General features: G+C 54.2%; 21 protein-coding genes and 2 pseudogenes. 6 read left to right on the forward strand and 17 right to left on the reverse strand.

Going from position 1 to position 24,352, the window contains the following annotated elements; genetic code table 11:
* Positions 1–21: 21 nt before the first annotated feature.
* Positions 22–411, forward strand: a complete 390-nt coding sequence (locus YA0848_RS32295; RefSeq protein ID WP_198731508.1) for a hypothetical protein — start codon at positions 22–24, stop codon at positions 409–411.
* Here YA0848_RS32295 and YA0848_RS32300 read toward each other — a convergent pair.
* Both YA0848_RS32300 and YA0848_RS32305 read right to left on the reverse strand, forming a co-directional pair.
* Positions 408–647 (reverse strand): hypothetical protein, encoded by a 240-nt coding sequence (locus tag YA0848_RS32300; RefSeq protein WP_132476514.1) that lies wholly within the window; start codon positions 645–647, stop codon positions 408–410. The genes YA0848_RS32295 and YA0848_RS32300 overlap by 4 nt on opposite strands.
* A 10-nt stretch (positions 648–657) precedes the next feature.
* Positions 658–915 carry a hypothetical protein gene (locus YA0848_RS32305; RefSeq protein ID WP_014003952.1) on the reverse strand — a complete coding sequence of 86 codons (258 nt, stop codon included), beginning with the start codon at positions 913–915 and terminating at the stop codon, positions 658–660.
* A gap of 153 nt (positions 916–1,068) precedes the next feature.
* Here YA0848_RS32305 and YA0848_RS32310 point away from each other — a divergent pair, with 153 nt between their 5' ends.
* Together YA0848_RS32310 and YA0848_RS32315 are read left to right on the forward strand one after the other, a co-directional pair.
* On the forward strand, positions 1,069–1,362 hold the full coding sequence (locus tag YA0848_RS32310) for a hypothetical protein (protein WP_198731509.1): 294 nt from the start codon (positions 1,069–1,071) through the stop codon (positions 1,360–1,362).
* 319 nt (positions 1,363–1,681) lie between these two features.
* Positions 1,682–2,185 (forward strand): type III toxin-antitoxin system ToxN/AbiQ family toxin, encoded by a 504-nt coding sequence (locus YA0848_RS32315; protein ID WP_198731510.1) that lies wholly within the window; start codon positions 1,682–1,684, stop codon positions 2,183–2,185.
* Positions 2,186–2,437: 252 nt separating this feature from the next.
* On the opposite strand, the gene YA0848_RS32320 is transcribed toward YA0848_RS32315, so the two are convergent.
* Positions 2,438–2,953, reverse strand: coding sequence for a hypothetical protein (locus YA0848_RS32320; protein WP_198731511.1), 516 nt, complete (start codon positions 2,951–2,953; stop codon positions 2,438–2,440).
* A 138-nt stretch (positions 2,954–3,091) separates the two neighbouring features.
* Positions 3,092–3,457, reverse strand: a complete 366-nt coding sequence (locus YA0848_RS36225; RefSeq protein ID WP_232925233.1) for a hypothetical protein — start codon at positions 3,455–3,457, stop codon at positions 3,092–3,094.
* Positions 3,458–4,092: 635 nt separating this feature from the next.
* Between YA0848_RS36225 and YA0848_RS32330 the strand changes: the two genes are divergently transcribed.
* On the forward strand, positions 4,093–4,479 hold the full coding sequence (locus YA0848_RS32330) for an ATP-dependent DNA ligase (RefSeq protein ID WP_332874108.1): 387 nt from the start codon (positions 4,093–4,095) through the stop codon (positions 4,477–4,479).
* 41 nt (positions 4,480–4,520) lie between these two features.
* On the opposite strand, the pseudogene tnpC reads toward YA0848_RS32330, so the two are convergent.
* The 6 genes and pseudogenes from tnpC to srpA form a co-directional block, all read right to left on the reverse strand.
* Positions 4,521–5,321: pseudogene (gene tnpC / locus YA0848_RS32335) on the reverse strand (IS66 family transposase); the annotation flags it as partial.
* Positions 5,322–5,891: 570 nt separating this feature from the next.
* Complete coding sequence (locus YA0848_RS32340) at positions 5,892–6,209, reverse strand: LysR family transcriptional regulator (RefSeq protein ID WP_198731513.1); 318 nt, start codon at positions 6,207–6,209, stop codon at positions 5,892–5,894.
* Between the two features lies 1 nt (position 6,210).
* A complete protein-coding gene (locus tag YA0848_RS32345) occupies positions 6,211–6,516 on the reverse strand; it encodes a hypothetical protein (protein WP_198731514.1) in 306 nt (101 codons plus the stop codon).
* A 119-nt stretch (positions 6,517–6,635) separates the two neighbouring features.
* Entirely contained in the window at positions 6,636–8,048 is a 1,413-nt protein-coding gene (gene srpC / locus YA0848_RS32350) for a solvent efflux RND transporter outer membrane subunit SrpC (protein WP_198731515.1), read from the reverse strand.
* Positions 8,038–11,187: a solvent efflux RND transporter permease subunit SrpB gene (gene srpB / locus YA0848_RS32355; RefSeq protein ID WP_198731516.1), complete on the reverse strand. Its 3,150-nt coding sequence runs from the start codon at positions 11,185–11,187 to the stop codon at positions 8,038–8,040. The genes srpC and srpB overlap by 11 nt, the downstream gene beginning before the upstream one ends.
* Positions 11,188–11,200: 13 nt before the next feature.
* A complete protein-coding gene (gene srpA / locus YA0848_RS32360) occupies positions 11,201–12,313 on the reverse strand; it encodes a solvent efflux RND transporter periplasmic adaptor subunit SrpA (protein WP_232925235.1) in 1,113 nt (370 codons plus the stop codon).
* A 268-nt stretch (positions 12,314–12,581) separates the two neighbouring features.
* On the opposite strand from srpA, the gene srpS reads away from it, so the two are divergent.
* Both srpS and YA0848_RS32370 read left to right on the forward strand, forming a co-directional pair.
* Positions 12,582–13,361 carry a solvent efflux transporter transcriptional repressor SrpS gene (gene srpS, locus YA0848_RS32365; RefSeq protein WP_198731518.1) on the forward strand — a complete coding sequence of 260 codons (780 nt, stop codon included), beginning with the start codon at positions 12,582–12,584 and terminating at the stop codon, positions 13,359–13,361.
* Positions 13,362–13,366: 5 nt separating this feature from the next.
* The gene (locus tag YA0848_RS32370) at positions 13,367–13,990 is read left to right on the forward strand and encodes a TetR family transcriptional regulator (RefSeq protein ID WP_198731519.1); all 624 of its coding nucleotides are present in this window, start codon (positions 13,367–13,369) and stop codon (positions 13,988–13,990) included.
* Between the two features lie 66 nt (positions 13,991–14,056).
* Here the strand turns inward: YA0848_RS32370 and YA0848_RS36845 are convergent, their stop codons facing one another.
* The 7 genes and pseudogenes from YA0848_RS36845 to mhpT all read right to left on the reverse strand — a co-directional run bounded on the left by YA0848_RS36845 (position 14,057) and on the right by mhpT (position 24,140).
* The gene (locus YA0848_RS36845) at positions 14,057–14,902 is read right to left on the reverse strand and encodes a methyl-accepting chemotaxis protein (RefSeq protein ID WP_442967249.1); all 846 of its coding nucleotides are present in this window, start codon (positions 14,900–14,902) and stop codon (positions 14,057–14,059) included.
* A 15-nt stretch (positions 14,903–14,917) separates the two neighbouring features.
* Positions 14,918–16,168, reverse strand: a pseudogene (locus tag YA0848_RS36850) (HAMP domain-containing protein); the annotation flags it as partial.
* A gap of 185 nt (positions 16,169–16,353) precedes the next feature.
* On the reverse strand, positions 16,354–17,997 hold the full coding sequence (locus YA0848_RS32380) for an acetolactate synthase large subunit (protein ID WP_198731521.1): 1,644 nt from the start codon (positions 17,995–17,997) through the stop codon (positions 16,354–16,356).
* Positions 17,998–18,205: 208 nt separating this feature from the next.
* Positions 18,206–19,954 carry an FAD-dependent oxidoreductase gene (locus YA0848_RS32385; RefSeq protein ID WP_198731522.1) on the reverse strand — a complete coding sequence of 583 codons (1,749 nt, stop codon included), beginning with the start codon at positions 19,952–19,954 and terminating at the stop codon, positions 18,206–18,208.
* 28 nt (positions 19,955–19,982) lie between these two features.
* Positions 19,983–21,145 (reverse strand): IS3 family transposase gene (locus YA0848_RS32390; protein ID WP_087148787.1). Its coding sequence is split into 2 segments (ribosomal slippage): positions 19,983–20,890 and positions 20,890–21,145, totalling 1,164 coding nucleotides; the frame shifts between segments, so codons are not numbered across the junction.
* A gap of 465 nt (positions 21,146–21,610) precedes the next feature.
* Positions 21,611–22,879 (reverse strand): OprD family porin, encoded by a 1,269-nt coding sequence (locus YA0848_RS32395; protein WP_198731523.1) that lies wholly within the window; start codon positions 22,877–22,879, stop codon positions 21,611–21,613.
* A 43-nt stretch (positions 22,880–22,922) separates the two neighbouring features.
* Positions 22,923–24,140, reverse strand: coding sequence for a 3-(3-hydroxy-phenyl)propionate transporter MhpT (gene mhpT / locus YA0848_RS32400; protein ID WP_198731524.1), 1,218 nt, complete (start codon positions 24,138–24,140; stop codon positions 22,923–22,925).
* Between the last annotated feature and the right edge of the window lie 212 nt (positions 24,141–24,352).

Genomic DNA, 24,352 nt, shown 5'->3' on the forward strand with positions numbered 1-24,352 from the left:
TCGTTCATTTGGAGCAAGCATGTGATTCTACAATTCAAGTTTTTCAACACCGAACAACAAGAAACCGCTCTCTTCCAGACCGAAATTGATCTGAACGGGTTGGTTGCTGTTGCAGAGTCAAAACGCGAAATGATTCGGGAAAACGGGAAGTCTTTTGCGCAGAGTGCAGTTCCGTTCTGGGCCAGTGAACTGGTCAAAGCAATGGAAGCAAATGATGAGCAGGCCATGGGTCGTCACGCCATTCAAGCCGCTATGGCAGCGTGGTTGGCTGACTCGGTATTCGACGGAGCTACAAAGGTTGATTACGAGTCGAGCTACCTGGAGTTTAACGTTCATCCGACAGGGATGGTCGTACTGAATAGACACCCAATGGCGAGGTACAAGGCGCCCAAAGGAGCGCCTTCCCCTTAAAGGATGATGAAAGGGCAGGCCGCGCTGTGGCAGATGGTTTTGCCCTTTGCTTGCACCGGTTCTGCTCGGTCGATGTCAATGAGACCTTGACCCAGCGGGACTGTACAGACCACTCCGTCGACCATGATCAGCGCGCTTGATTGGCAAGCCTGGTCAGAGCGGGCCTGAAGCAGATGCGCATAGGCATTCTTGATGTCCTGAACGCCCTGCAATAAAACGCAACGATGAGTATTCATGTATTTCTCCTCACGCTGCGCCGGCAATTTCTGCCGCACGCCGGGTAACGATGATCACCGGAATGGGAAGGGACAGCTCGTCCCGTACGATCAAGGCTTTGCTCTGGCTGTACATCGCGCTGGCCAGCTGACGGCGGGCGAGCATCGACCCGATGCTCGACTGAGTTGATTGGGTGGTTTTGCCATTGCACGGCACGACCAGAGATTCACCAGGCTTCAACTCAGCCAGTGCTTGGGAAACATTGCCGCATGAGATTTTGAGTTCCATCGCTTGCTCCTAGAGAGGGGTAGCCGCCCCGTTGATTGTTGCATGTACGTACGTACGTACGTACGTATAATAGATCTTGTTGCACGACTTGTCAGCCAAAAGAGAGAAATCTCTAGAACCAATTGGCATCACCGATCACGGAAGGAGAAGGGAATGAAACAAGCAATCTCGGTAGGGGGAGGATTGGTGCTGTTGCTACTAGCAACAGTCGGCGCTGCAGCAGAGGAGAGCGGGCCGGCGCCTATCGCAGCGAACCTTACCGCACAGTTCTATGACGTTTCCGAGGAGGTCGTGGAAGTAAATGTACTGCAGCAAACAGCGCAGACCGCGACAGTCGTTGCATCGGCGCCTGGGGGTCATACCTGTACGTTTCAAATGGTGCCGGCCCCTGCAGAAACAGCGGTTCCACATGGCTGGCTGATCGCACACACTAGCTGCAAGCCTTAACAGCCCCAAGCAAGCTATCATTGTCAGCATTAGCTGATAGACCCGGTTCAGTGGGCTAGCTCGGCTTGACGTGACTGGTCTTTGGCCATATGATTAGGGCCGTCAGGTGATACGCTACCTTTAAGTGCGAGCTTGAAATCGGGTGATACGCTACCCTAAGTGCGAGCTTGAAATCGGGTGATACGCTACCCTAAGTGCGAAATTGAAATCGGGTGATACGCTACCCTAAGTGCGAAATTGAAATCAGGCTCTCGCCGCCTCGAAGGCGAGGAAAGAAAGTGGCGATTGCCACTTTTTTTTTGCTCAGGCGCGAGGACTTATGAGGTTTTACACTGTAACGGACGACTACATCGCTTTCTTGCAGCAATTCGATGGTAAGGTCCCAAACAACGGTGGGGCCGGATACAAAGGCAAAAAGGTCTATGTTGGTGTTCTGCTAGAAATCGGAAATCATAAATTTCTAGCGCCTCTGACCTCATACAAGCCAGCCCAGGATCGCATCCAATCATCATCCTGTTCGGCATTCAAACTGCATGAGCGTACTAATCCGAACAACAAACTTGGCTTGATCGCCCTGAACTACATGGTTCCGGTTCTGGATAGCGAGTTGGTCGAGCTAGACATTGACGCCCAGGAAGGTCGGTATAAGCAGATGCTCTACAAGCAGTACGAGTTCATCAAAGCAAACCGGCAAGAGATAATCGACCGCGCTACCAAGCTCTACGAGCATGTGGTCATCAAGCGGACCGACTTCTTTGTCAGAATTTCCTGTGATATTCCCAAACTCGTAGACGAGCACAAGAACTTCAACAAGGCCGAATGAAACCTAACCGGGCTGCTTGTCACGGGCTCGATCAGGGCCGGGATAACTTCAGATCGGCAGGACGAGCGGCTTGCTCTCTTGCCAATACGCGCTCAATACGTTGAAACAACCCCTGATTCTTTGCCTTGGCTGCTGGGCGCAGCCGATCGGCCTCCTCGATCACAGCCTGCAGTGCTTTTGCTGGATCGGGTTGCTTGCTCGAATAGCCCAACCGTTGCCCAAGGTCGTACCGCAAGTTCTGCGCAGCGCCGTTTACCGCCTGAGTAAGTGTCTCCTCGCCACTCTCGAAACGGTCAAAATCCCGCCCGAATTGCGAGGAAAGCCCCCCTCGTAATAGTCTTCCAGGTAGTTGCAGTCGAATAAGGCCAGATGAAGCTCCATGATCTCCAGCAATTGCTCAGCCCGCCCGGGAGTCTCATCGGTGACTGATGGAAAGCGCTTCGCGATCAGCCCGCTGATTGCTACCAAATAGGCTTTCCGCGCCTTGTCTTCTCGTTTTTCGAGTTCAACCCGTACCTCTTTTGCACGCTCAACGTGACGGTTGAGGTCGCGGAGGAGAACTGCAGCCCGCTTTAGCAGGTCGCGGTCATCCATATCCAGGAGCTCGCTAAGGCCGATACTGGGGGTACTGAGCTGCTCCAGCTGATTGCAGGTAGCAGTGAGCTGGGCCTGCTGGGTTTTGAGGTCACTACCGCTGCTGTATTTGAGCACTTCGAGGACCTGCGCAGAGGTAATACGTCCGTAGAGCGGGTTCGATTTGGTAGCCATACTGGGGCCTCAGATACCATAAATGAAGCATCGGCCCAGTCTCGGAGATGCGGAGCGGCTGGGCCAGTTGGGGAGCAAGCAGGACACCAGCTTACCATGGGAGGTTCTAGCAAACCGGGCTGCTACGCCGGCGCGAAGTCAGGTCGCCAGCTTCTTCGCGCGGCTGAGGTCTTGAACTCGTGAGGCCGAGATGCCTGCGAGTTTGGCCAACAACGAATGGGGGATAACACCTAGGAGATGGTTGTATCTCGCAGCTTTTGATACGCGCTCGTAGGGCTTCACGCCCAGAAAATCCCGGCGCTTTTCGATGATGCTGTAAGGAACCCCTACGATGCGGCTGATCTTGGCGATCGACATGGTGTGCAATAGGGATTCGTAACCCAGCAAAGGACCATGGAAGTCCTGCAGAGGGGCTATTTCGATGGGCTGGAGTAGAGGAGCGACTGGTTCGAACCCGAGCGACTCTCTCGCTTGCTGTACGGCATCGAGCGGAACGTCGGACACCCGAGCTATCTCTTGATCACTCACGAAGCCGAAAAGGGGCTTGTAGGCTCTCAGAGGGTGTCCGAGGGGTAGGCTTTGCTGCCGCGGTTTGGGCCTAAACACCGGCAGAATTTTTTGGGACTCTCTGTAGGCTTTCACCATGTGGGGCGAGACGCCGCATCGAGCTGCAACAGAACGATCCGAGATTACCCCCAGCAAGTGCGTATGAGGAGCGATAGCTTGCGCTACGGTGTAGGGCGGCAGTCCGTACGCTTCTCTACGGCGTTTGATGGCGTGCCTCGAAGTACCCACCTGCAGGGACAGGTGGAGATCCTTCATGGTGCCCAGTAGGTGGTCATAGTCCCGTGGTTTACCGATCGCAGCCGGATTTACGATCCTCGGTAGGCTTGCTTCCATTCAGTGCTCCAACACATGCTTAATGCCGCCGGCGCTCCGGTAAAAACTCAACTCAGTTATGCGGCAAAAAGGAACATGGTAACAGCCCTTCTACCGAGAATTCATGCCACCCTTTGGGCGGACGAGGTGATCTTTCTGACAATCCAGCACTCCACTCTGAAGGGAAAGCTCAGATAGCGAGGTCGCGGATCGTGCAACCACCCAAGGTACCGAATCCGGGTTGGATCGCTCCACAACTGGTGACTTTGACGACTCGACCTCCGCAAGGTGAATGGAGGTACGAGCTAAAGTACGACGGGTATCGCCTTTTGGTCCGGATCGATGGTGACCAGGTGCAGCTTTTCACCAAGAACGGTTTTGACTGGACCGATCGTATGCCGCGGCTTGCCAAAGACCTTAACCGCCTGGCCGTGCATTCGGCCTGGCTCGATGGTGAGGTCGTGATTCAGGAAGACGACGGTCGACCTGCCTTCCAAGCCCTGCAGTCTGCGTTCGCCTCGAAGGCCACTGATGACCTGGTCTATGTAGCCTTTGACTTGCTGTACCTCAATGGTGCGGATCTTCGGGGTGAAGCCGTCGAGCTAAGGCGACACGTCCTCGAGGCGCTTCTCGAGCATTGTCCGTAAGCGCTCCATAAACCCCACCTTTTCAAAGATGGTGTGGTGCATCAGCGATGCACTTGGGGCATGCAGTTCCACGGCAGCAGGGCTTCGTAATCCTCAACTGAGGACGCCTGCGGCAAGCGTTCCAGTGCGTGGCGCAGCCACGCATAGGGCTCTTTGCCGTTGGCTTTGGCAGTTTCGACCAGGCTGTAAAGTTGTGCACTGGCAGTGGCGCCTTTGGGCGTGTCACTGAAGAGCCAGTTCTTTCTCCCGATGACAAACGGCCGGATGGCGCGCTCGGCGGCGTTGTTGTCGATCGGCAGGTAGCCGTGTTCGACGTAGCGCTCCAGCTTGTTCCAGTTGCTGGCCAAGTAGCCGATTGCCTTGCCCAAGGCATTCTGGGTCGTCACCTGAGGCTGCGTTTTCTCTACCCAGCTTTTCAGCTGAGTCAGCAGTGGGACGCTGCGCTCCATGCGGGCAGCCTTACGATCTTCATCTCTGCTCTCCTTCAAGTCGCGCTCGACGCCATAGAGCTTGTTGATCAGGTTCAGCGCGATGTCAGCGCGTCCGGTCTTGCCCTTGGGTTGTACTTTTTGTGCTTCGACGAACTTACGGCGCGCATGTGCCCAGCAGCCCAGGCGCTCGACCCCTTCCTGCGCACCGAGGGCGTTGTAGCCAGCATAATCGTCGGTCATCACGTAGCCGCGATACCCATCCAGCAGGCGAGTGGGTACCTCCTGCGCTCGGCTGGTGGAGTAATCAAAAAGAATCACCGGCCTGTCAGGCGGGCCGCCGGTTTGTACCCACATCCAGGACTGGCTACTGGCTTCTCGATCAGGCTCTTTCAGAACCTGGACTCGGGTTTCAGATCCCGACAAGGGTAAAGTGTTGAACTCAAGGTACGTAAAAACTGGTAACAACCCATGACTGAGGATTCGATCAGGCTCAGTACAAGCTACCTGCTCACTACCTTATCGGTCCAGAGTGTTTATATAGGCTTGCAGAAGCTCTCAAGGGGTTGACATTTTCTCTGGCAAAATTAATCCGCACCGACCTGAAACTAAATCACTCCAACTAGACTTGCAGCCTTGGTTCATGGCATTGCCATACTAACACCTTCGATAACTACTATTACCACTATCGATTTCGCTCAGAGAAAATACCAACTAAAATCAACACCGATGAGAAGCGGGACTAGGTTCCCCTCCCAACTACCTAGTCCTGCGACGTTTCATCGTCCTTTGGTTTGCCGCCTGGCATCAGGCGGCTTTTTACCAACTCCGATTTTGCTATGGCGTCAACCAAAATGACGACACCGGCAATACATAGGCTCCTTGGGGTTATCATTAAAAATGACCCTCACTTCGCTATGGCCGAGAGGCCATAGCATTTTTATTGTTTATCGTAATTTCTTTACGACAATAGCACTAGCCAATTCATGGCTGTCTTAGATCAAGCTCATTTTCTTTCTGTGCGTCTGCAAGAGCGCTAATTGCATCTTGCAAGCTGTTGAACACCGGAGCCAATGCGGCAGCAATCTGGTCTGCTCGTTCAGTCGGGGTCCAAGCTCTTTTCCCGACAAACAACTCATCCCCAAATCGCGCTCTCAGCTTTGCCAACTGATTGCTCACCGCCGGCTGCTTCACCCCCAGGCATTCAGCCGCTCGGCTGACGCCTCCCTCGCGATGTACAACCAGGAATGCTATTAGACCATGAAGATCTGCTTCTAAAAGGGCACTTTCATCATATATCATTTTAAACACCCAACTCTTCTCGAGTAAAAAACGACCTGAAGCACATGCTTTTGCAATTGCTACTCAAACAATCGAGTAGTGCATAGAAGGTTGGAGTTGAATAGTGTTCAATCATGCTTTCTTCATCGCCCCAAAACCCACTAATGATGAGCGAGCTGAACTGCTTATTCAATGCAACCATCACGTAGTTCAAACAATCAGAATCGCACTTAATGACATTCACAAGCTCATCAATAGTCAACAGCACATCATCTCTCGGACGACCGACAAAGCTCACTTCCAGAGCACTAACTGACACCAGACTCATGACTTCTACTCCCGACGCAAAATTGGCAAGCGCTCGCCATCCTAATTTTGAATAAGATGCGACGAATCAATTTCAAGCTGAAAGTTAGGGCGGCTCTTCACAAAGCGCCGCCCAACTTATCACATAGACTTCGTGCTCCAGCCTCCTCCAAGAGCCTTGTAGAGTTGTACTTCGCTGTTGATTTGATTGAGCTGGTCATTCAGCAGTTGCTGCTGAGACGCGAACAGTTCTCGCTGAGCATCCAGGACAGTTAGGTAGCTATCGATACCCTGGTCATATCTCTGCTGCGCCAGATCGAAGTAGGATTTGTAATTCTCCACCAACTGGCTTTGGGCAGTGAGCTGCTTGCCATAGGTGCCTCTAGCGGCCAATCCGTCAGCAACTTCCCGAAAAGCCGTTTGGATACTTTTCTCATAGGTCGCTACGCTAACGTCCTTCTGAATCTCTGCGTAGTCGAGGTTGGCCCGCAATCTGCCAGCGTTGAAAATGGGCACGCTGATCTGCGGGGAAAAGCTCCAACTGTCAGATCCACCGTTGAACAAGCCATCCAAATCACGGCTGGCCGATCCAACCGAAGCGGTCAGGCTGATGCGTGGGAAGAACGCCGCCCGCGCTGCGCCGATGTTGGCATTGGCGGCCAACAGTTGGTGTTCGGCCGCACGGATATCGGGTCTGTTTAGCAATAGGTCTGCTGGAAGTCCGGCTGGTACGTCCCCAATCGCGCTCATTGCCAAAGGTGAGCCTTTCGGCAAGTCCTCAGGGATTTTTCCACCCACCAGCAGCTGAAGAGCATTGGCATCTTCAGCAATTCGCCGGGTGTACAACGCTTTTTGCGCCTCCGCCTGGTTCACCAGGGTACGAGCTTGCCGGACATCAAGCTCTGAAGAGGTACCAGCAACAGCGCTGGCCTCGATCATCGAAAGACTCTCGACGTAGCTATTCAATGTCGCATCGGTCAGCTCCAAGAGTGCCTGATCAGTACGCCATAGGAAGTAAGTGGTAGCCACGTCACCAATCAATGCGATTTGTACACTGTGCTGCGCTTCTTCCGTCGCCAGGTACTGCTGCAGTGCCTGGCTTGTCAGGCTCTTAATGCGGCCAAACAGATCCAGCTCATAAGCGGTAACCAAACCCACTTCGTACTGGCTGTCGATGCGAGATTGCCCTGTTGGCGACAGGTCATCCGGCAGACGACGCCGGCTACCAGATGCAGCGCCATCGAGCGTCGGGAATCGCTCTGCTCGCTGAATTTGATAGAGAGCCCTGTAGGCCTCGACATTCTTGGCCGCGACTCGCAAGTCGCGGTTGTTCTGCAGGGCAACATCCAGCAGGCGGATGAGCGCTGGGTCTTTGAAGAACTGCTTTACCTCGGGCAAAGCCGTCGATGAACCTGCTTCAGCCACCGGCCCAGTGTAAGCCTGGCCCTTTGGCCAACTTGCCTCAACGGGCGCCTCCGGCTGTCGGTAATCGGGGATCAAACTGCACCCACTCAGCATGAGCACCGCAAAAACAGGGAGAGACTTAAACTTCATGAGTCTCTACCTCGCTGGCGTTAGGTTTACGCTTCATGAATCCCTCAAACAGCTTAACAACCACGACGTAGAACAAAGGCACGAAGAAGACAGCCAGCACGGTAGCGGTGATCATGCCCCCCACAACGCCGGTAGCGATGGAATGCTGACTACCAGCCCCGGCCCCTGATGCAATAGCCATCGGCAGCACGCCGAATGTGAAGGCAAGCGATGTCATGAGGATTGGGCGCAGCCGCAATTTCGCAGCCTCTACAGCGGCTTTACCGATTGGATAGCCCTGTTTCTCGTACAGCTCCTTGGCGAATTCAACGATCAAAATGGCGTTCTTCGCAGACAGGCCGACGGTCGTCATCAAGCCGACCTGGAAGTAAACGTCAGCAGTAAGATCGCGCCACAGCGTAGCCAAGACCGCGCCGAGAATGCCCAGTGGAACCACCAAGATCACTGACACCGGTACCGACCAGCTCTCATAGAGAGCGGCCAGGCAGAGGAACACGATGAGAACAGTCAGCGCATATAGCAAAGGTGCTTGGTCGCCCGTTTGAATCTCTTCGTACGAAAGACCCGTGTAGCTCAAGCCGATGCCAGGTGGCAGCTGTTTCATGATCTCGGCGATTTCAATCATCGCGTCACCGGTGCTGTAGCCAGGTGCAGGCTCACCCAGAATGTTCAGGGCAGAGATGCCACCATAGCGTTCCAGTTTTGGAGAGCCATTGACCCACTCTGCAGTAGCAAAGGCCGAGAAAGGAACCATTTGCCCAAGGCTGTTGCGTACGTACCACTTGTCGAAGTCTTCAGGAGCAATGCGCGAAGTATCTTCGCCTTGGATGTACACCCGCTTAACACGGCCACGATCAATGAAGTCGTTGACGTACATCGATCCCCAGGCCGCCGACATCGTTTCATTGATAGCTGCAATGCTCACCTGCAGTGCACGAGCCTTCTCGTCATCAATGTTCACCTGGAACTGTGGTTCGTCATCCTTGCCGTTCGGACGGACAGCTTGGAGCTTTGGATTTTCACTCGCCAGTTGCAGGAACTGGTTCCGAGCCGCCATCAACGCCTCATGCCCAAGACCAAGGTTGTCCTGGAGATAGAGGTTGAAGCCCATGGCATTACCCATCTCCAAGATGGCTGGAGGAACGAATGCCATGACACTTGCGTCCTTGATCTTGGCGAAACGTTGATTCGCTCTCTGAGCAATGTCGAATACACTCTGCCCCTTGCCGTGACGCTCCTTCCAATCCTTGAACGTGATCAACACAAGGCCTGAGTTTTGGCCGCGGCCAGCGAAGTTGAAGCCGTTTACCGTCATGAAGTGCTCAACAAGCACCCCCTCTTCGTTGGTCAGGTACTCACGCACTTCTTGCAGCACACCCTCGGTCCGCTCAGCCGAGGCGTTAGCCGGCATGCGCACCTCAATCATCATCAAGCCCTGGTCTTCATTGGGCAGGAATGCCTTTGGGATCTCAGTAAACAGATAACCCGTGCCGCCGGTGATCAGCACGAATGCAAGCAGGTACCGACCGCGATGTTTGAGCATTGCACCAACACCCCGTTCAAAGCGCAGCGTGCCTCGGTCGAAGACTCGGTTAAACCAACCGAAGAAGCCTTTCTTCTCGTGGTGACCATGACCTTCAGGAGCTTTGAGAATGGTCACGCACAGTGCCGGAGTGAACACGAGAGCGACGAAGATCGACAGCCCCATACACACGACGATCGTGATTGCGAACTGCTGGTAAATGATGCCGGCAGAGCCACCAAAGAAGGCCATTGGCACAAACACGGCCGACAGCACCATACCGATACCCACGAGGGCCCCGGAGATTTGGTCCATCGACTTGCGAGTGGCCTCGAGAGGCGATAAGCCTTCCTCGTGCATAAGCCGCTCGACGTTCTCCACAACAACGATCGCATCGTCCACCAACAACCCGATGGCCAGCACCATTGCGTACATGGTGAGCACGTTGATGTTGATGCCGAAGTAAGGCAGCAAGGCGAATGTGGCAAGCAGCACCACTGGCACTGCCAGCGTTGGGATCAACGTGGCCCGGAAACTCTGCAGGAACAGGTACATCACCAAGAAGACCAGTACAACGGCCTCAAAGATGGTGTGCACCACCGACTCAATAGAAGCGTCGACGACGGGCGTCGTGTCGTAGGGGTAAATGACCTCAACCCCTTCAGGCAGGTATGCCTTCTGCTGATCCATCAGCTTTTTGACCGCGGCTACGGTTTCCAAGAGGTTGCCGCCAGTGGACAATCGCAACGCCAAACTGGCAGTAGGCGAATCCTTGTATTGGGCAGAGATCGCGAAGCTGTCCGCCCCAAGCTCTGCGCGGCCCACATCCTTCACTCGGACCTGGGAGCCATCTGCATTTACCTTGACCAGAATTTCTTCGAACTGGCTTGGCGTGGTCATGCGAGTCTTACCCAGAACGGTCGCATTGAGCTGCACGCCAGAGCGGGTTGGTAATCCGCCCAATTGGCCCGACGATACCTGGACGTTTTGTTCACGAATCGCAGTCGCAACGTCGGTCGGAGTCAATTGGTAGCTGTTGAGCTTGCCTGGATCAAGCCAGATGCGCATAGCGTAGGGTGAACCAAACAGCTGGAAGTCGCCGACACCGGGTATACGAGAGATTGGATCTTGCAGCTGTGAAGCAATCAGGTTGCCCAGGTCGAAGTTGTCCAACTTGCCGGACCGATCAACCAGGCTCATTACCAGGAAGAAGTTCATCTGGTACTTAACAACCCGCAGCCCCTGCCGCTGCACTTCTTCCGGCAAGCGCGGAGTCGCAAGCTGCAGCTTGTTCTGCACCTGTACCTGCGCGATGTCAGGATCAGTCCCCTGCTCGAAGGTCACGATGATGGTCATGCTACCGTCGGACGCGCTCTCTGCCGACATGTAGCGGAACCCATCCAGGCCACTGAGCTGCTGCTCAATAACCTGAACCACTGTGTCCTGGACAGTTTGTGCTGAAGCCCCCGGATAGCTCACCTGGATCGATACCGCAGGTGCCGCAATGTTCGGATATTGGCTAATCGGCATTTTTACCAGCGACAATGTGCCGGCAAGCATAGCGACAATCGCGAGAACCCAAGCAAAAATGGGCCTGTCGATAAAAAAGCGAGACATGACTGTGGCCCCCTCAGTTAGCCGAGGCTTCAGTTGTGGCAGCGAACTCAGCTACCAAATCGACGTTCTTAGCTTCTACAGCGTTGACTGCAATACCGCTGCGGACACGCTGGACACCTTCGGTGATGATTCGCTCACCAGCATTAACACCTTTGCCGATCAGCCAGGCGTTACCTACCGTGCGAAGGGTCTCGACTTCACGTGATTCGACCGTATTGTCCGATTTCACAACCCAGACAGTCGGGACACCCCGCGTATCGCGGCTGATAGCCTGCTGTGGCACCAGGATTGCCGCCTGCTGAACACCTTCCTTGAGTAGCGCATGGACAAACATGCCTGGCAGCAACTTGCGGTCTGGATTAGGGAATTCGGCACGCAGGGTGACCGACCCGGTTGTCGGATCGACGCTTACTTCCGAGAACTTGAGCACACCTGGCAACGGGTAGGCACTTCCATCATCCAGGCTCAAGCTGACATGTGCTTGGTTCTCGCCGGAGTTCTGCAGTCGACCGGATTCCAGCGCCTTTTGCAGGCCCAGAAGCTTAGTGATCGGTTGGGTCACGTCTACATAGATGGGATCCAGCTGAGTCACGGTGGCCAACGATTGGGCTTGTCCATTGGTGACGAGCGCCCCCTCCGTTACTGCCGAACGCCCAATACGCCCTGAAATGGGAGACAACACGCGGGTGTACTGGACATCAATACGAGCGACTTGATAGTCGGCCTCCGCCTGTTTCCAAGCCGCCAACGCGTCATCGTACTGCTGTTTGCTGACTGCTTTGGTCTGCAGCAGCGTTTCATAACGCCGCGCCAGGTTTTCAGCGCTAGTGCGGTTGGCTTCTGCACGGCGCAGTCGCGCCTCGTAGGTACGGGGGTCAATCTGATACAGCTGCTGCCCCAGTTTGACTTCAGCACCCTCGACAAACGAACGCTTCTCGAGAATACCTGAAACCTGAGGTCGCACTTCTGCAACTCGGTAAGCCGAGGTACGTCCTGGCAGGTCAGTGGTTAAAGTCAGCGCTTGCGAACGCACCGTGTAGACACCCACCTCAGGGGGCGTAACGGCCACGCTTGACTGCTTTTGTTCTCCGCACCCGGTTATCAGCATCAGCGCAACGAAGGGCATCACGTGTGTTGCACGCAAAGGTCGTAAGTTTATCACCAGTTGGCTCCATGTCTCCGCCCCTATACCGAGGCAGGTGGTCTCAGATTCGCAATGTGGGCAAGTGTACCATTATGCGGTACGATGGATGCAAGCGAGCCAGAACGACCGTCGGTCGCAGTGATATGGCATCAGCGTTCAGGAGAGGTGACTGGCTTGAGTGGACAGGGAGCTCTAAAGTGACGGCCAAATAGAGAAATGCGGCAGAGACGGTCCGCGCAGAGGAATCGATATGAATCAATCAGACGAAAATGGTGCGAAGGCTGGAGGCATTCAGGTTATTGCCCGAGCGGCCTCCATCATGCGTGCGCTTGGCAACCATCCACATGGCCTAAGCCTGGCCGCCATCGCACAGGTTGTTGGATTACCCCGCTCGACAGTGCAACGAATCATCTACGCGCTCGAGGAAGAGTTTCTGGTGGAAGCGCTCGGCCCGAGCGGTGGCTTCCGACTTGGTCCCGCGCTGGGCCAGCTCATCAATCAGGCGCAGGCCGACATTCTTTCGTTAGTAAAACCTTACGTACGCGCGCTTGCAGATGAGCTCGACGAATCGGTCTGCTTAGCCTCGCTTGCAGGAGACAAGATTTATGTCTTAGACCGCATTGTCTCCGAGCGAGAACTGCGGGTTGTATTTCCTATTGGGATCCACGTCCCAGCTGCAGCAACCGCTGCTGGTAAAGTGCTCCTCGCGGCTCTCCCCGAAGAATCGCTTCAAACAGCACTCGCCAAGCAGCTTCCTGTCTATACTCCCAACACACTGGGGCGTCAGGATCTGATTGAGCAGCTGAAAGAAGTCAGAGTGAGCAGTGTGGCAAGTGATATCGATGAGCACATTGATGGTGCGTGCTCGTTCGCAACCTTGTTGGATACCTATCTTGGCTACTACTCGCTCGCTGTAGTAATGCCAAGCTCCAGGGCCAGATTGCAATCTGACGCGATTAAAGAATCGCTTCTGCTAAGCAAGCAGAACATTGAGCGCGCGATTGGTCGTGCCTCGGAGAAAACGAGCTGAAGTCGATGGCCAGGAAGACCGCTGCCGAGGCTGAGGAGACTAGACAACGCATTATTGACGCCGCTGTAGAGATATTCGCTTCCCAAGGCGTTTCAAACGCTACGCTAGATCAAATAGCAAAAAAGGCTGGCGTCACGCGTGGTGCGGTCTACTGGCATTTCAACGGGAAGCAGGACGTACTCCAGGAGGTGCTGTCATCTCGACAGCATCCACTTGAGTTGGAATTTTCGCCCGAAAAGGGGATCGAGACCTCTTGGGAGGAAGTTGTTACTTCCATGCTGGAGTCGGTCCATAGTCCCGAATCAAAACACTTCTCGGAGATACTGATTTTCCAAGGTTTTGATGAGTCAGGTCTGATCCACCATCGCATGGTGCAGGCAAGCAACCGGTTTCTGCAGTACATTCATCAGGTTCTTCGGAATGCAATTGCCCAAGGTGAGCTTCCGCCGACTCTGGACCTTCAAACCGCAATAGCTGTCATCAAGGGACTGGTCACTGGTCTGCTCTATGAGGGACTACGAAGCAGCGAACAGCCGCCACAAGTGATTAAGGCAGCGCTCAAATCATTCTTGGCCTTGCTCAAGGAACCTCCTCTCTACATGGTGTGCGAGGAGGCTCGGCAAGCCTGACCACATCAGTGTGTCGCTAAGCGTAGTGTCGATAGTACAGTCAATTACTGTACACACCGGGGCCGGCTATCCAACTTTGAAGTGCTCGACCAAGCCTTGTTGATTCTCGACTTGAATCCTGAGCTCATGACTGGCAGTAAATGATTCGTCCGCCAACCTAGAGATGTGATTTGCAGTGTTATCGATCTTCGTCATGCTTTGCTGAATCTCGCTTGCAACGATGGCTTGTTGTTCAGCGGCACTTGCGATCTGCGCACTCATGTCATTAATCTTCAGAACTGAACTGGCAATATTGCTTAGTGCTTCACTGACACGTTCAGATTGACTCACACTATCAGCGGCTTTACCTTTACTTGAGTTTATAGAGTTAACCGCGTCTTGCGTACCCTGGTGGAGAAGCGCAATCAGGCTCTCAATTTCGGAAGTAGCCTTTTGAGTTTTCTGAGCAAGCGCCCTCACCTCATCAGCGACCACGGCAAATCCGCGACCTTGCTCACCCGCTCTTGCAGCTTCAATTGCAGCATTTAACGCTAGCAAATTAGTCTGTTCGGCAATGCCGCGAATAACCTTCAAAATCTGGCCTATATTATCACTCTCTGACGCCAGCTTTCTCACTACCTCTGCAGCATTGGAAATTTCTTCGGCCAATGATCTAACTGCATTGGAATTGACCGAGACAACTTGAGCTCCTACGCCGGCCTGTTCATTCGCATAGCTTGCAGATTCAGACGCCTCACTCGCGCTGCGGGCGATTTCTTGCGTAGTTGCGGCCATTTCGTTAATGGCGGTAACAACAAGTGAAATTTCTTCCCTCTGGGAGTTAAGCCCATTTTTCGTTTGCTCAGCGTTGCCGGTCGATGCAATTGAGGAAAGTCGGACCTGGCGAACAGACATGATGATCTGTTTAACCATATGCTGTAACTTATCAAGAAAACCGTTAAGATTGGTAGCGACACCACCCACTTCATCGTTCCTCTTGATATTCAACCTGCCCGTCAAATCACCATCACCGGCAGCTACTTCATAAAGCATTTGTCGAAGGTCTCGTATAGGTGTAACGATCCTTACGCTGAGCCACAACATTGTAACTATTCCAAGCGTTCCAAGAAGCCCCCCAAAAATTCCCAGAGAGAGTATAGAGTTATCACTACTTTGACGGAGATCCTTTTGTAGATGCAGTAACTCCGACTCGACGGCTTCCAACGGAAGCCTGATCATGATCGTCCAGTTGGTTTCACTACCAGCAACCGCGAACGGCATGAACAGCTCAACGACACCAAGGGCTCTATCCAGTTTGTAAGCTGAACTCTGCTTGGAGCGTTCGTATAGTTCCACCTCGTCGCTGTTGAGGATCTCATTCACGCTGTGAGTGATGAGGCTATTGTCCTTACTGTAGGCGATGACTCTTCCATTCTTCCCAATAATTGCCACTTCACCGACGCCCGACATCATCTTCTCGTTAGATGTTTCAGCTAGACCTTGTATAAAGGCAATCGAAGGAGCATTGGTCGCAATGCCGACAAAATTTCCGGCAACAATTATCGGGCTAGAGAAAACTGGTAATAAAAGCTGACCCTTGTCTGTGCCATAGCTTCTGGGATCAAGAACGCATAGCGTTCTCTTTTCTTTAGGGCATAAATAATACTCACCCTTGCGAAACCCTTCAGCAGCCACCTCTGGATTGCCCATGTCAGTCATTGATATCAGGATAGGCCCTGACGCAGTTTTTAACCAGGCGGGTAAAAAACGACCTTGCTCATCATGACCAGGCTGTCCACGATGAGCCCCATCATTATTATCAAGCCCCCCTGGCTCTAAACCTATACCAATAGTTAATAGATCTGGATTGCTCTCCATGAAACTTTTAAGTATGTCTGTTAGGGCTTTCCGGCTTACCCCTGCCAGCGATTCTTGCTGAGATTGAGATGACACGACATCTGCAAGAGCTTTTGTTACCAATGCTGCGTTAGCCAAACCCGCCGAAATCTTTTCGGCTTGCTGACCAGCGTTTGCAAACAAATATTTCTCGATATTGTTTTCCTGCAATCCTTGAACTCGATGACTGACCAGCTCAAAGACCTCAGAATTAATTTTGTAGACTGCAGCCAAAAACGACAGAACTGCAACCAGCAGTATGGAGCCAGAATAGATAGCAATTGACGAGCGTATAGACTTCATTGTTATTTTGTCTCCACGAATATCGCGACTACTGCCTCTGGAGTCAATTTCAAATGCAAGATGGCCTTTATGGTGCGGCGAAAGAAGCCGACTGACCTTCTTCCGCCTCACTCAAGCAGCAACAATAGGCGTTCCGCGATTGTCGCAAAAGCTGTCGGACATTCTAAATGTCGAGAGAGGTTCTTTTAGATTGCCAGTGCTCGCTCACGCAACTCGCTGTTCAGGATGCGGTCGTTCTCGCTGTAGTCGACCGGGCAGTCGATCACGTGCACGCCCGGATTGGAGATACAGTGATCGAGCAGCGGCTGCAGTGCATCTGCACTCTCCACCCGATACCCGTGGGCGCCGTAGGCTTCGGCGTACTTGACGAAGTCCGGATTGCCGTAGTCCAGGCCGAAATCGGTGAAGCCCATGTTGGCCTGCTTCCAGCGGATCATGCCGTAGCCGTCGTCACGCAGGATCACCACGGTGATGTGCATGCCCAGACGTACAGCCGTTTCCAGCTCCTGGCTGTTCATCATGAAACCGCCGTCACCGCAGACCGAAATCACCGGGCGGTCCGGATGCACCAGGTGCGCGGCCATGGCCGATGGCAAGCCAGCGCCCATGGTGGCCAAGGCGTTATCCAGCAGCACCGTATTCGGCTTGTGCGCCTTGTAGTTGCGGGCAAACCAGATCTTGTAGATGCCGTTGTCCAAGGCGACGATGCCTTCGGAGGGCAGCACGCGGCGGATGTCGGCGACCAGGCGCTGTGGGTAGACTGGGAAGCGGTCATCGTCAGCGCCTTCGGCGATTTGCGCTTCGTTGGCTTCACGGATGGCCATCAGGCGGGTGAAGTCCCAGTGCGAAGTGTCGTTCAGGGCTTCGCTGATCTGCCAGACGGCGTTTGCTATGTCGCCGATCACTTCGACCTGCGGGAAGTACACGGCATCGACTTCGGCGGAGCGGAAGCTGATGTGGATGACTTCGGTGCCGCCACGGACCATGAAGAATGGCGGCTTCTCGATCACGTCGTGGCCGATGTTGATGATCAGGTCGGCTGCTTCAATGGCGCGGTGGACGAAGTCACCGGACGAAAGCGCAGCGTTGCCGAGGAAGCGCGGGTGGCGCTCATCGACCACGCCTTTGCCCATCTGGGTGGTGATGAACGGGATGCCGGTCTTGTCGATCAGCTGCTTGAGGACCTTGGCGGTCATCTTGCGGTTGGCACCGGCGCCGATCACCAGGATTGGGCTGCGCGCGTTCTGCAGTTTCTCAACCGCCGCTTCGATAGCCTTGTGCTCGGCCAGCGGGCGGCGATGCAGGCTTGGAGGGATCGGTAGAGCGTCAGTCTGCTCGGCAGCAATATCTTCCGGCAGCTCCAGGTGCACGGCCCCTGGCTTTTCTTCTTCAGCCAGGCGGAACGCTTCGCGCATACGGGCCGGGATGTTGTCGGCCGAGGCGAACTGGTGGGTGTACTTGGTGATGGGGGCCATCATGCCGCACACGTCAATGATCTGGAAGCGACCCTGCTTGGACTTCTTGATCGGCTTCTGGCCAGTGATCATCATCATCGGCATGCCGCCCAGGTAGGCGTAGGCACTGGCGGTGACCAGGTTGGTCGCGCCAGGGCCCAGGGTCGACAGGCTGACGCCGGTCTTGCCGGTCAGGCGGCCGTAGGTGGCGGCCATGAAGCCCGCGGACTGCTCGTGGCGGGTCAGGACCAACTTGATCTTCGACTTGCGCAAGGATTCCAGCAGGTCAAGGTTTTCCTCACCCGGAATGCCGAACACATATTCGACGCCTTCGTTTTCCAAGCACTGCACAACAACATCGGCGGCCTTAGCCATAGATAACCTCATCGCACTTAAGGCAGTTCATCACCCACAGAACAACACTCATCAGCAAAGCATTGCTGACATCGGGGATCAGGAACATTCAGTTTTGGTAGCCGTGCTAGGAACGCGTGGGACCACGCGGATGACGGCACTCTTTATGGCTGAGGAATCATTCCCCAGATGAAAAAAGACCCGGCCGAAGCCGGGCCCAGAGAAACACTTACCCGAGCACGTTCTGAAGTGCTTGCTGGAGTTGGACCACAGCCTCATCGGCAGTCCAGACAGCATCGCTTTGACGCCATGCAACATAGCCATCAGGCCGCACAAGGATGGCGCCGGCTTCATGGACTTCGCGCACAGACTGCCAATCGCAGTAGAGGTCTGCAGTGCCTTTGGCACCCGTGATGACGATTTTTAGGAACGGCAACTCCAAGCGCTTAGCCGCATCAACCCACGCCTGCCCCGCAAGACCGGTGATCAACGTCATTTTCCCTTTACCCACAACGTCGAGCGTAGATACTCGATGGCCAGTCTCATTTACCAGCCAAGCATGCGGGAGCTTCGCACCAGGACGAGTCGTTGCCTGCAGGTAGAGCTCTTTGTCGCGAGCCCATACTTCCTCGCCATCACTTGGGTCAGCCATCACTGCTGAGGATTCATAGCGCTGATTCAACTCAACACCTTGGGCGTTGAATTCGCGACTCTTGATTTCGAGCGCTTTCTGCAGATTCATGCGGACCTCTACCCCAGCTGGGCTTGGATCGCGCATTCGCTCCAGGAGCTTGGCGATAGTGTCGACACCCTTACCGAAGTTGAAGCATTCCTTCAACAACGCATAATCTTTACGCGACTGATTCGCACGCGCCACAATCTGCTTACCTACAGGCGCACGCTCAGCCGTATAGCTTCCAAGTAGCTCTGGGCCCGCGAAGCCTTGAATTACATAGGCCAACTTCCACGCAAGGTTGAAACCGTCCTGCATACAGGTATTCGAACCCAGCCCACTGGATGGCGGATGACGGTGGACCGCGTCACCGGCACAGAACACACGACCTCGTGAATACGAGGTGGCATGTGCCTGGTTTACGTACCAAGTCGACATGCGTTCAATCTGAACTTCCAAATCAGGGTCACCGACCAACAAGCGAATTTTCTGCAGAACCGCTTCTGGCGAGAGGTCTGGGGAACCTTTGGTCATGTCAAAGCCCCACCCGGCAATCCACTGATCCCACGGGCGGATAGCGCGCAACAAGCCCATGCCGATCTCCCCAAAGCCAGCCTCTGGTGTGGCAATCCACTGCAAAATGCTAGGACGGTGCTCAACATACTTGCTTAGGTCGGCATTGAAGATCACATAAGCAGTACCTGCCCGTGCCATCTCACCTTCGATCGGCAGGCCAATTTCTTTGGCGACTTTGGAGTTAGCTCCGTCGGCACCGACCAAGTATTTGGCTCGCACCTGGTACTCCGCACCAGTGAGCACGTCTTTCAAGAGAGCGGTTACACCTTCGGAGTCTTCCTCGTGACTCATGTACTCGGTGTTGAAGCTGACCTGAGCGCCACGAGCCGCAGCGTTCTTGAGCAGGATTGCTTCCATCTCCGGCTGGATCAGGTCCAGCATGGTGCAGGGGCTACCTTGAACGTAATCGCCTTTGCGCTTGTCACCGGTACCCCAAGTACGCATGCGGGCGATTTCTTCACCCGCCAGGCTTGTGGTGAACAACGTGTCACCCATCTGATCCCATGGGGTAGCAGCTCTCACCACCTCGTCTTCCAAGCCCAAGTCACGCACAACCTCCATGGCACGCTGGTTAGTAATGTGCGCTCGTGGAGAGTTGGCCAACCAATTGAACATGGTGACCATTTTGACTCGGACACCGTAAGTGGCGAGTGCCAAGGCAGTAGTTGCACCTGCGGGGCCGGTGCCGATGACCAAAACATCGGTATCGAAGCTGTTGGAGGTAGTCATTTCTTATTCTCCAGGCATTATGTAGTGGTCAACTAATCCCGGACACGACGTTAAGTTTTTTCTCGGCCTGAGCCGGCGTTAGCCCGCCATTAAATTGATGAGGCCGTATCCAGTTGTAGCGATGCATCAAATAATGACTGATGTCTCGTTGTGCCTGCTGAACCGACATATAACCCACTGAAGGTATCCACTCGGTTTTCAAGCTGCGAAATACTCGCTCCATCGGCGAGTTGTCGTAGCAATTGCCCCGGCGACTCATGCTCTGGCTGATGCGGTACCGCCACAGACGCTGACGGAAGTGGCGACTTCCATATTGCGATCCCTGATCCGAATGAAACAGCAGCCCTTGAGGCTTCCCGCGTTGCTCATAGGCCATATCCAGTGCTTTGGTGACCAAGTCAGCATCCGGGTTTCCTGATAACGCCCAGCCCACTATCCGGCGAGCATAGAGATCCATAACCACGGCCAGGTAGTGCCATTTCCCTTGCGCCCAGATGTAGGTGATGTCACCGCACCAAACCTTGTTTGGCTCGGGAACATCGAATTTACGATTCAGTGTATTTGGAATGTCAGGCCGCTCGACCGTTGCTTTTTTGTAGGCATGCGAGCCAGGCTGCTTGCTGATCAACCCCAGTTCCCGCATCAAGCCTCGCACCTTGAAACGCCCGATCTGCTCGCCATCATCCTGCATCATCGACACGATACTTCGGCTGCCAGCAGCGTTTCGGCTCTGGGTGAACAGTTCGTTGACTCGACTGCGTAATCGAATTCTCTCAACGCCCGGAGAACGCCGCCTGAGGTGATGGGCGTAGTAAGTCGAACGGGTGATTTCGAACACCTCGCACAAGCAGTCAACAGGTTCATGGGCGCTTAGCTGATGGATCAGTGCGAACGCTCGAGATCTTCCGACATCAAGAGCGCGGTAGCCTTTTTTAATATCGATTTCTCTCGTTCAAGACGGGCGATTCGGGCTTCCAGTTCCTGGATCTTTTGCTGCTCTGGGGTGAGCGCCTTGCTCTGCGGGGTGACGCCTGTGCGTTCCTGCAGAAGCTGACTGACCCAACGGCGCAGGGCCGACTCGCCAATGCCGAGTGAACGACTGGCTTCGATGCAGCTGTAATTTTGTTTGAGTACGAGGTCAGCAGCCTCGCGTTTGAATTCAGCGGAAAAGACACGACGTTGCTTGGTCATCTGACACCTCGATATGGCGAGCATTCTCGCCTAAATGAGTGTCCGGTTTCATTAGACCACTACATTACATAGTGATGCTCAGAACTTGCACGCAAGCCCGGAACACGTCTGACAGACCCCGAAGTGCGCCCAGCAAGCTGTCGCCGCCGAGTCGCCATTCGAGAGATAGATTTATGGGGAGAGTAGAGTCCTACTTCAGCCGCGCGCGGGGCCGAGTGGACCGGATGAGGGATGGGCGATTCATGGTACCTCCTGATCTTGTATTTTTTTTCAGGCCATCAGAGCGTCTGTTCAGCGTGATCGCTGGTTGGACAGAACGCTCAAGTCATGCTTGCATGCTAGCATGCAAGAAAATCAGTCGCAATCGTCCAATGCTGCCTTTCGTCTCTGAAATCGATCGAAAAAAAAGCCACGTGGTGAGCACGTGGCTAAAGGGTGTCGCACGTAGGAGGGTCTACGTAAGCTTCACCAAAGGGCAAAGGTGTAATCGATGTTCACACGCAGCTCGTTGTCATCTCGGTGCGTAGCTCCTGGTCCAAAGTCATTGCGGTACCAGGCGTGCCTAACCCTGAAAGCAACGTCTTTGAAAGTGCCGCTCTGGATCACGTAGGAAAGCTCAACGTCTTTCTCTGTCTCCTTCAGGTTGTTGCCGCCCAGCTTCGGTAGATCGATGTTGTCACCACTGACATAGCGCAGCATTCCCTTGAGCCCAGGGATGCCCGCGCCCACGAAATCGTAGTCATATTTGACCTGCCAGCTTCTCTCCTTAGGATTAAGGAACTCCGAGCTCAAAGTCCCTTCAGTGATGACAAGAGGCTCGGTCCCAAACAGGTAAGGCATAGCCGTGTCACCGGTTAACTGCATATACCCAGCGCCCAAGCGGTGCACACCCAGTTGGTAGGTGAGCATCAACGCGATATTCCGGTTGTCTACCTTTCCGGCCTTCGAAGCACCGTCTTCGCGCGAATCATAAAAGCGGAAATCTGAGATCAATCGGCCAGGTCCGATTTCGCGGTTGTCCAGAAAACCGAAGTAGTTTTTGTCGTAGATATCTTCAAGCTGCGCGTAGTAGTACTTGAGGGTAAGGTTCTTCGACCACGCGTAATCTCCCCCTAGGAAGTAGAAGGCATCGGATTCAGCCGCTCCATTGAAGCGGCCATTAGGTGCCGATACCCGCATCTTCTGGTAATCGGTCGAGTCACGCAGATTTATCCGATCAAGCCATCCGGCATGCAGCGAGAGTCCATCAATGTCCTGCGAGCGTAAGTAGGTTCCGCGGAAGGTCTGCGGCAGCAAACGGGTTGGACTCGCAAAGGCGACTGGCAAGAATGTGCTGACGGTGCCGTATTGAAGCTCAGTCTTAGAGATCTTCATCTTGGCCGTTAAACCCAACTCGGAATAATCCTTGGCCGGCTCTCTGGTTCTGGCCGAGAACGGCAACAAACCTGTGCCGACCCGATCACTCGACGAGTCCAGACGCAAGCCCATCATGGCTTGGGCATCCACACCAACGCCCACCGGCCCGTCAGTAAAGCCGGAGGTAAAATTGACGATGAATCCTTGGGCCCATTCTCGTGCAGCAGCCTGCGGGGTTTCGTTGATATAGTTGCGGTCAAAGTAGTAGTTGCGCAGGGTGACCTTGGCTTTCGAGTCTTCGATGAATCCCGCCGCCTGGATGGAGGTCGCCTGCGCTGCAAGCAAGCCCGCTAGGGCCGCAGTTCTAGATTTGCTCATGTCGTTCTTCTTTTTTTGTTCTTGTTGGTGAAGCTGGATGGGCTCAAACCACTGAAGCTTTCAGCTCAGGACCCTTTTTCAGCGACGACAGATAAATCAATGAGATGGCGGCGAGCACGATTCCAGGTGCAGAAGCCAACATCACACCGCTTGCACCCGCTCCGAGAACCATCATTTTCCCCACGACTAGTGGCCCGGCCATAGCACCTACACGACCAACGGCCACTGCAGCACCCGTTCCGGTTGCGCGACCATTAGCGGGATAGAATTGAGGTGCTAGCGCGTAAAGCACGCATTGCCCGCCAGTTGTGAAGATCCCCGCGAGGAACCCGGCGCCAATCATGGCTGGCAGGGAGATAGCAGCAGTCAGGCACGCGAGAGAAACCAGGATGCCGCCATAAACCAAACCTGACATGGCCCAGATCGGAAGGCGGTCCATTGCAACACCCAACATCAAGGTCCCAACTGCAGCACCCAACTGCATGGACAATACAACGATGCTTGCCTCACTCGGTTTGAAGCCCTGTCCGATCAAAATGCTCGGCAGCCAGTTGATGAGGATGTAGGTGACCATGAGGGTGAAGAAGAAGCTAACCCATAACAACAAAGTGATTTTGAGCGTCCCACCGTCGACCAAAATGCTTTTGGCAGTAGGGATTTCGGTCGTAGCGACCTGAGCATTTGCTTGCTTGTACAGATCAGGGAGATAGAGAAGCAGCAACGGAACGATAACTAGGGGGACAATTCCGCCTACGTAGAAAACCAGTTTCCAGCCTACGCCTAGATCGAGAAGGCCAATGGCTGCTGCCAATGCCGCCCCCAGCGGAACACCGCAGTACATCAAGCTGACTGCCGTTCCACGCATGCGCTCGCCAGCCGCCTCAGACGCCAGGGCAATCAGATTTGGCAAAGATGCCCCTAATCCCACCCCCGTCATCAGCCGAGCAAACAGCAGCGCGTTGAAGCTCCAGGCGATTGTCGTGACGAGCGAGAACACACCGAACAGCGCCACCGAGACGATGAGTACTTTTTTTCGACCGTAACGGTCGGCAAGCCGGCCCCCAACAAAGGCACCTGGCAGCATACCGAGAACACCGACACTGAAAACCCAGCCCATCTGCAGTTTGTCCAGACCGAAATCGGCAGACATACCATGTGCTGCGATTCCCGGCGCTTGGAGGTCTAAGCCCTCCATTAAGGCAACCAGAAAGCACAATGCGATAGTGATGAAGAGTTTGGTCTTATCCGTTTTGTCAGTCATAGCAACCCCTTCCAAAGCTCTCAGAAAACTTCGGAACACAAAGTGATTGGTGTGAAACGCTGGAAAGTCAGGTAAGCGAAGACACGCTCATCAGACACTCACAATGTGAGAGGTGCACTCAACTGCGTGCAACGTATTACGGGGTGTTGAAGACAATTCTTTGGCAAGGCATTCATGTTGTTATCTCTCTTAGGATGGTCTGAAGTAGCCCC

This window comes from Pseudomonas sp. S4_EA_1b, from assembly GCF_016307435.1.
GTDB lineage: Bacteria > Pseudomonadota > Gammaproteobacteria > Pseudomonadales > Pseudomonadaceae > Aquipseudomonas > Aquipseudomonas rhodesiae.

Coding starts and splice junctions, on each gene's coding strand:
- mhpT (WP_198731524.1), bottom strand. CDS start 24,140: ATGACTGACAAAACGGATAAGACCAAACTCTTCATCACTATCGCATTG.
- srpS (WP_198731518.1), top strand. CDS start 12,582: ATGAATCAATCAGACGAAAATGGTGCGAAGGCTGGAGGCATTCAGGTT.
- YA0848_RS32315 (WP_198731510.1), top strand. CDS start 1,682: ATGAGGTTTTACACTGTAACGGACGACTACATCGCTTTCTTGCAGCAA.
- YA0848_RS32310 (WP_198731509.1), top strand. CDS start 1,069: ATGAAACAAGCAATCTCGGTAGGGGGAGGATTGGTGCTGTTGCTACTA.
- srpC (WP_198731515.1), bottom strand. CDS start 8,048: ATGAAGTTTAAGTCTCTCCCTGTTTTTGCGGTGCTCATGCTGAGTGGG.
- YA0848_RS32305 (WP_014003952.1), bottom strand. CDS start 915: ATGGAACTCAAAATCTCATGCGGCAATGTTTCCCAAGCACTGGCTGAG.
- YA0848_RS32320 (WP_198731511.1), bottom strand. CDS start 2,953: ATGGCTACCAAATCGAACCCGCTCTACGGACGTATTACCTCTGCGCAG.
- srpB (WP_198731516.1), bottom strand. CDS start 11,187: ATGTCTCGCTTTTTTATCGACAGGCCCATTTTTGCTTGGGTTCTCGCG.
- YA0848_RS36845 (WP_442967249.1), bottom strand. CDS start 14,902: ATGGTTAAACAGATCATCATGTCTGTTCGCCAGGTCCGACTTTCCTCA.
- YA0848_RS32340 (WP_198731513.1), bottom strand. CDS start 6,209: ATGATATATGATGAAAGTGCCCTTTTAGAAGCAGATCTTCATGGTCTA.
- YA0848_RS32395 (WP_198731523.1), bottom strand. CDS start 22,879: ATGAGCAAATCTAGAACTGCGGCCCTAGCGGGCTTGCTTGCAGCGCAG.
- YA0848_RS32345 (WP_198731514.1), bottom strand. CDS start 6,516: ATGAGTCTGGTGTCAGTTAGTGCTCTGGAAGTGAGCTTTGTCGGTCGT.
- YA0848_RS32385 (WP_198731522.1), bottom strand. CDS start 19,954: ATGACTACCTCCAACAGCTTCGATACCGATGTTTTGGTCATCGGCACC.
- srpA (WP_232925235.1), bottom strand. CDS start 12,313: ATGCCCTTCGTTGCGCTGATGCTGATAACCGGGTGCGGAGAACAAAAG.
- YA0848_RS32300 (WP_132476514.1), bottom strand. CDS start 647: ATGAATACTCATCGTTGCGTTTTATTGCAGGGCGTTCAGGACATCAAG.
- YA0848_RS32380 (WP_198731521.1), bottom strand. CDS start 17,997: ATGGCTAAGGCCGCCGATGTTGTTGTGCAGTGCTTGGAAAACGAAGGC.
- YA0848_RS32370 (WP_198731519.1), top strand. CDS start 13,367: ATGGCCAGGAAGACCGCTGCCGAGGCTGAGGAGACTAGACAACGCATT.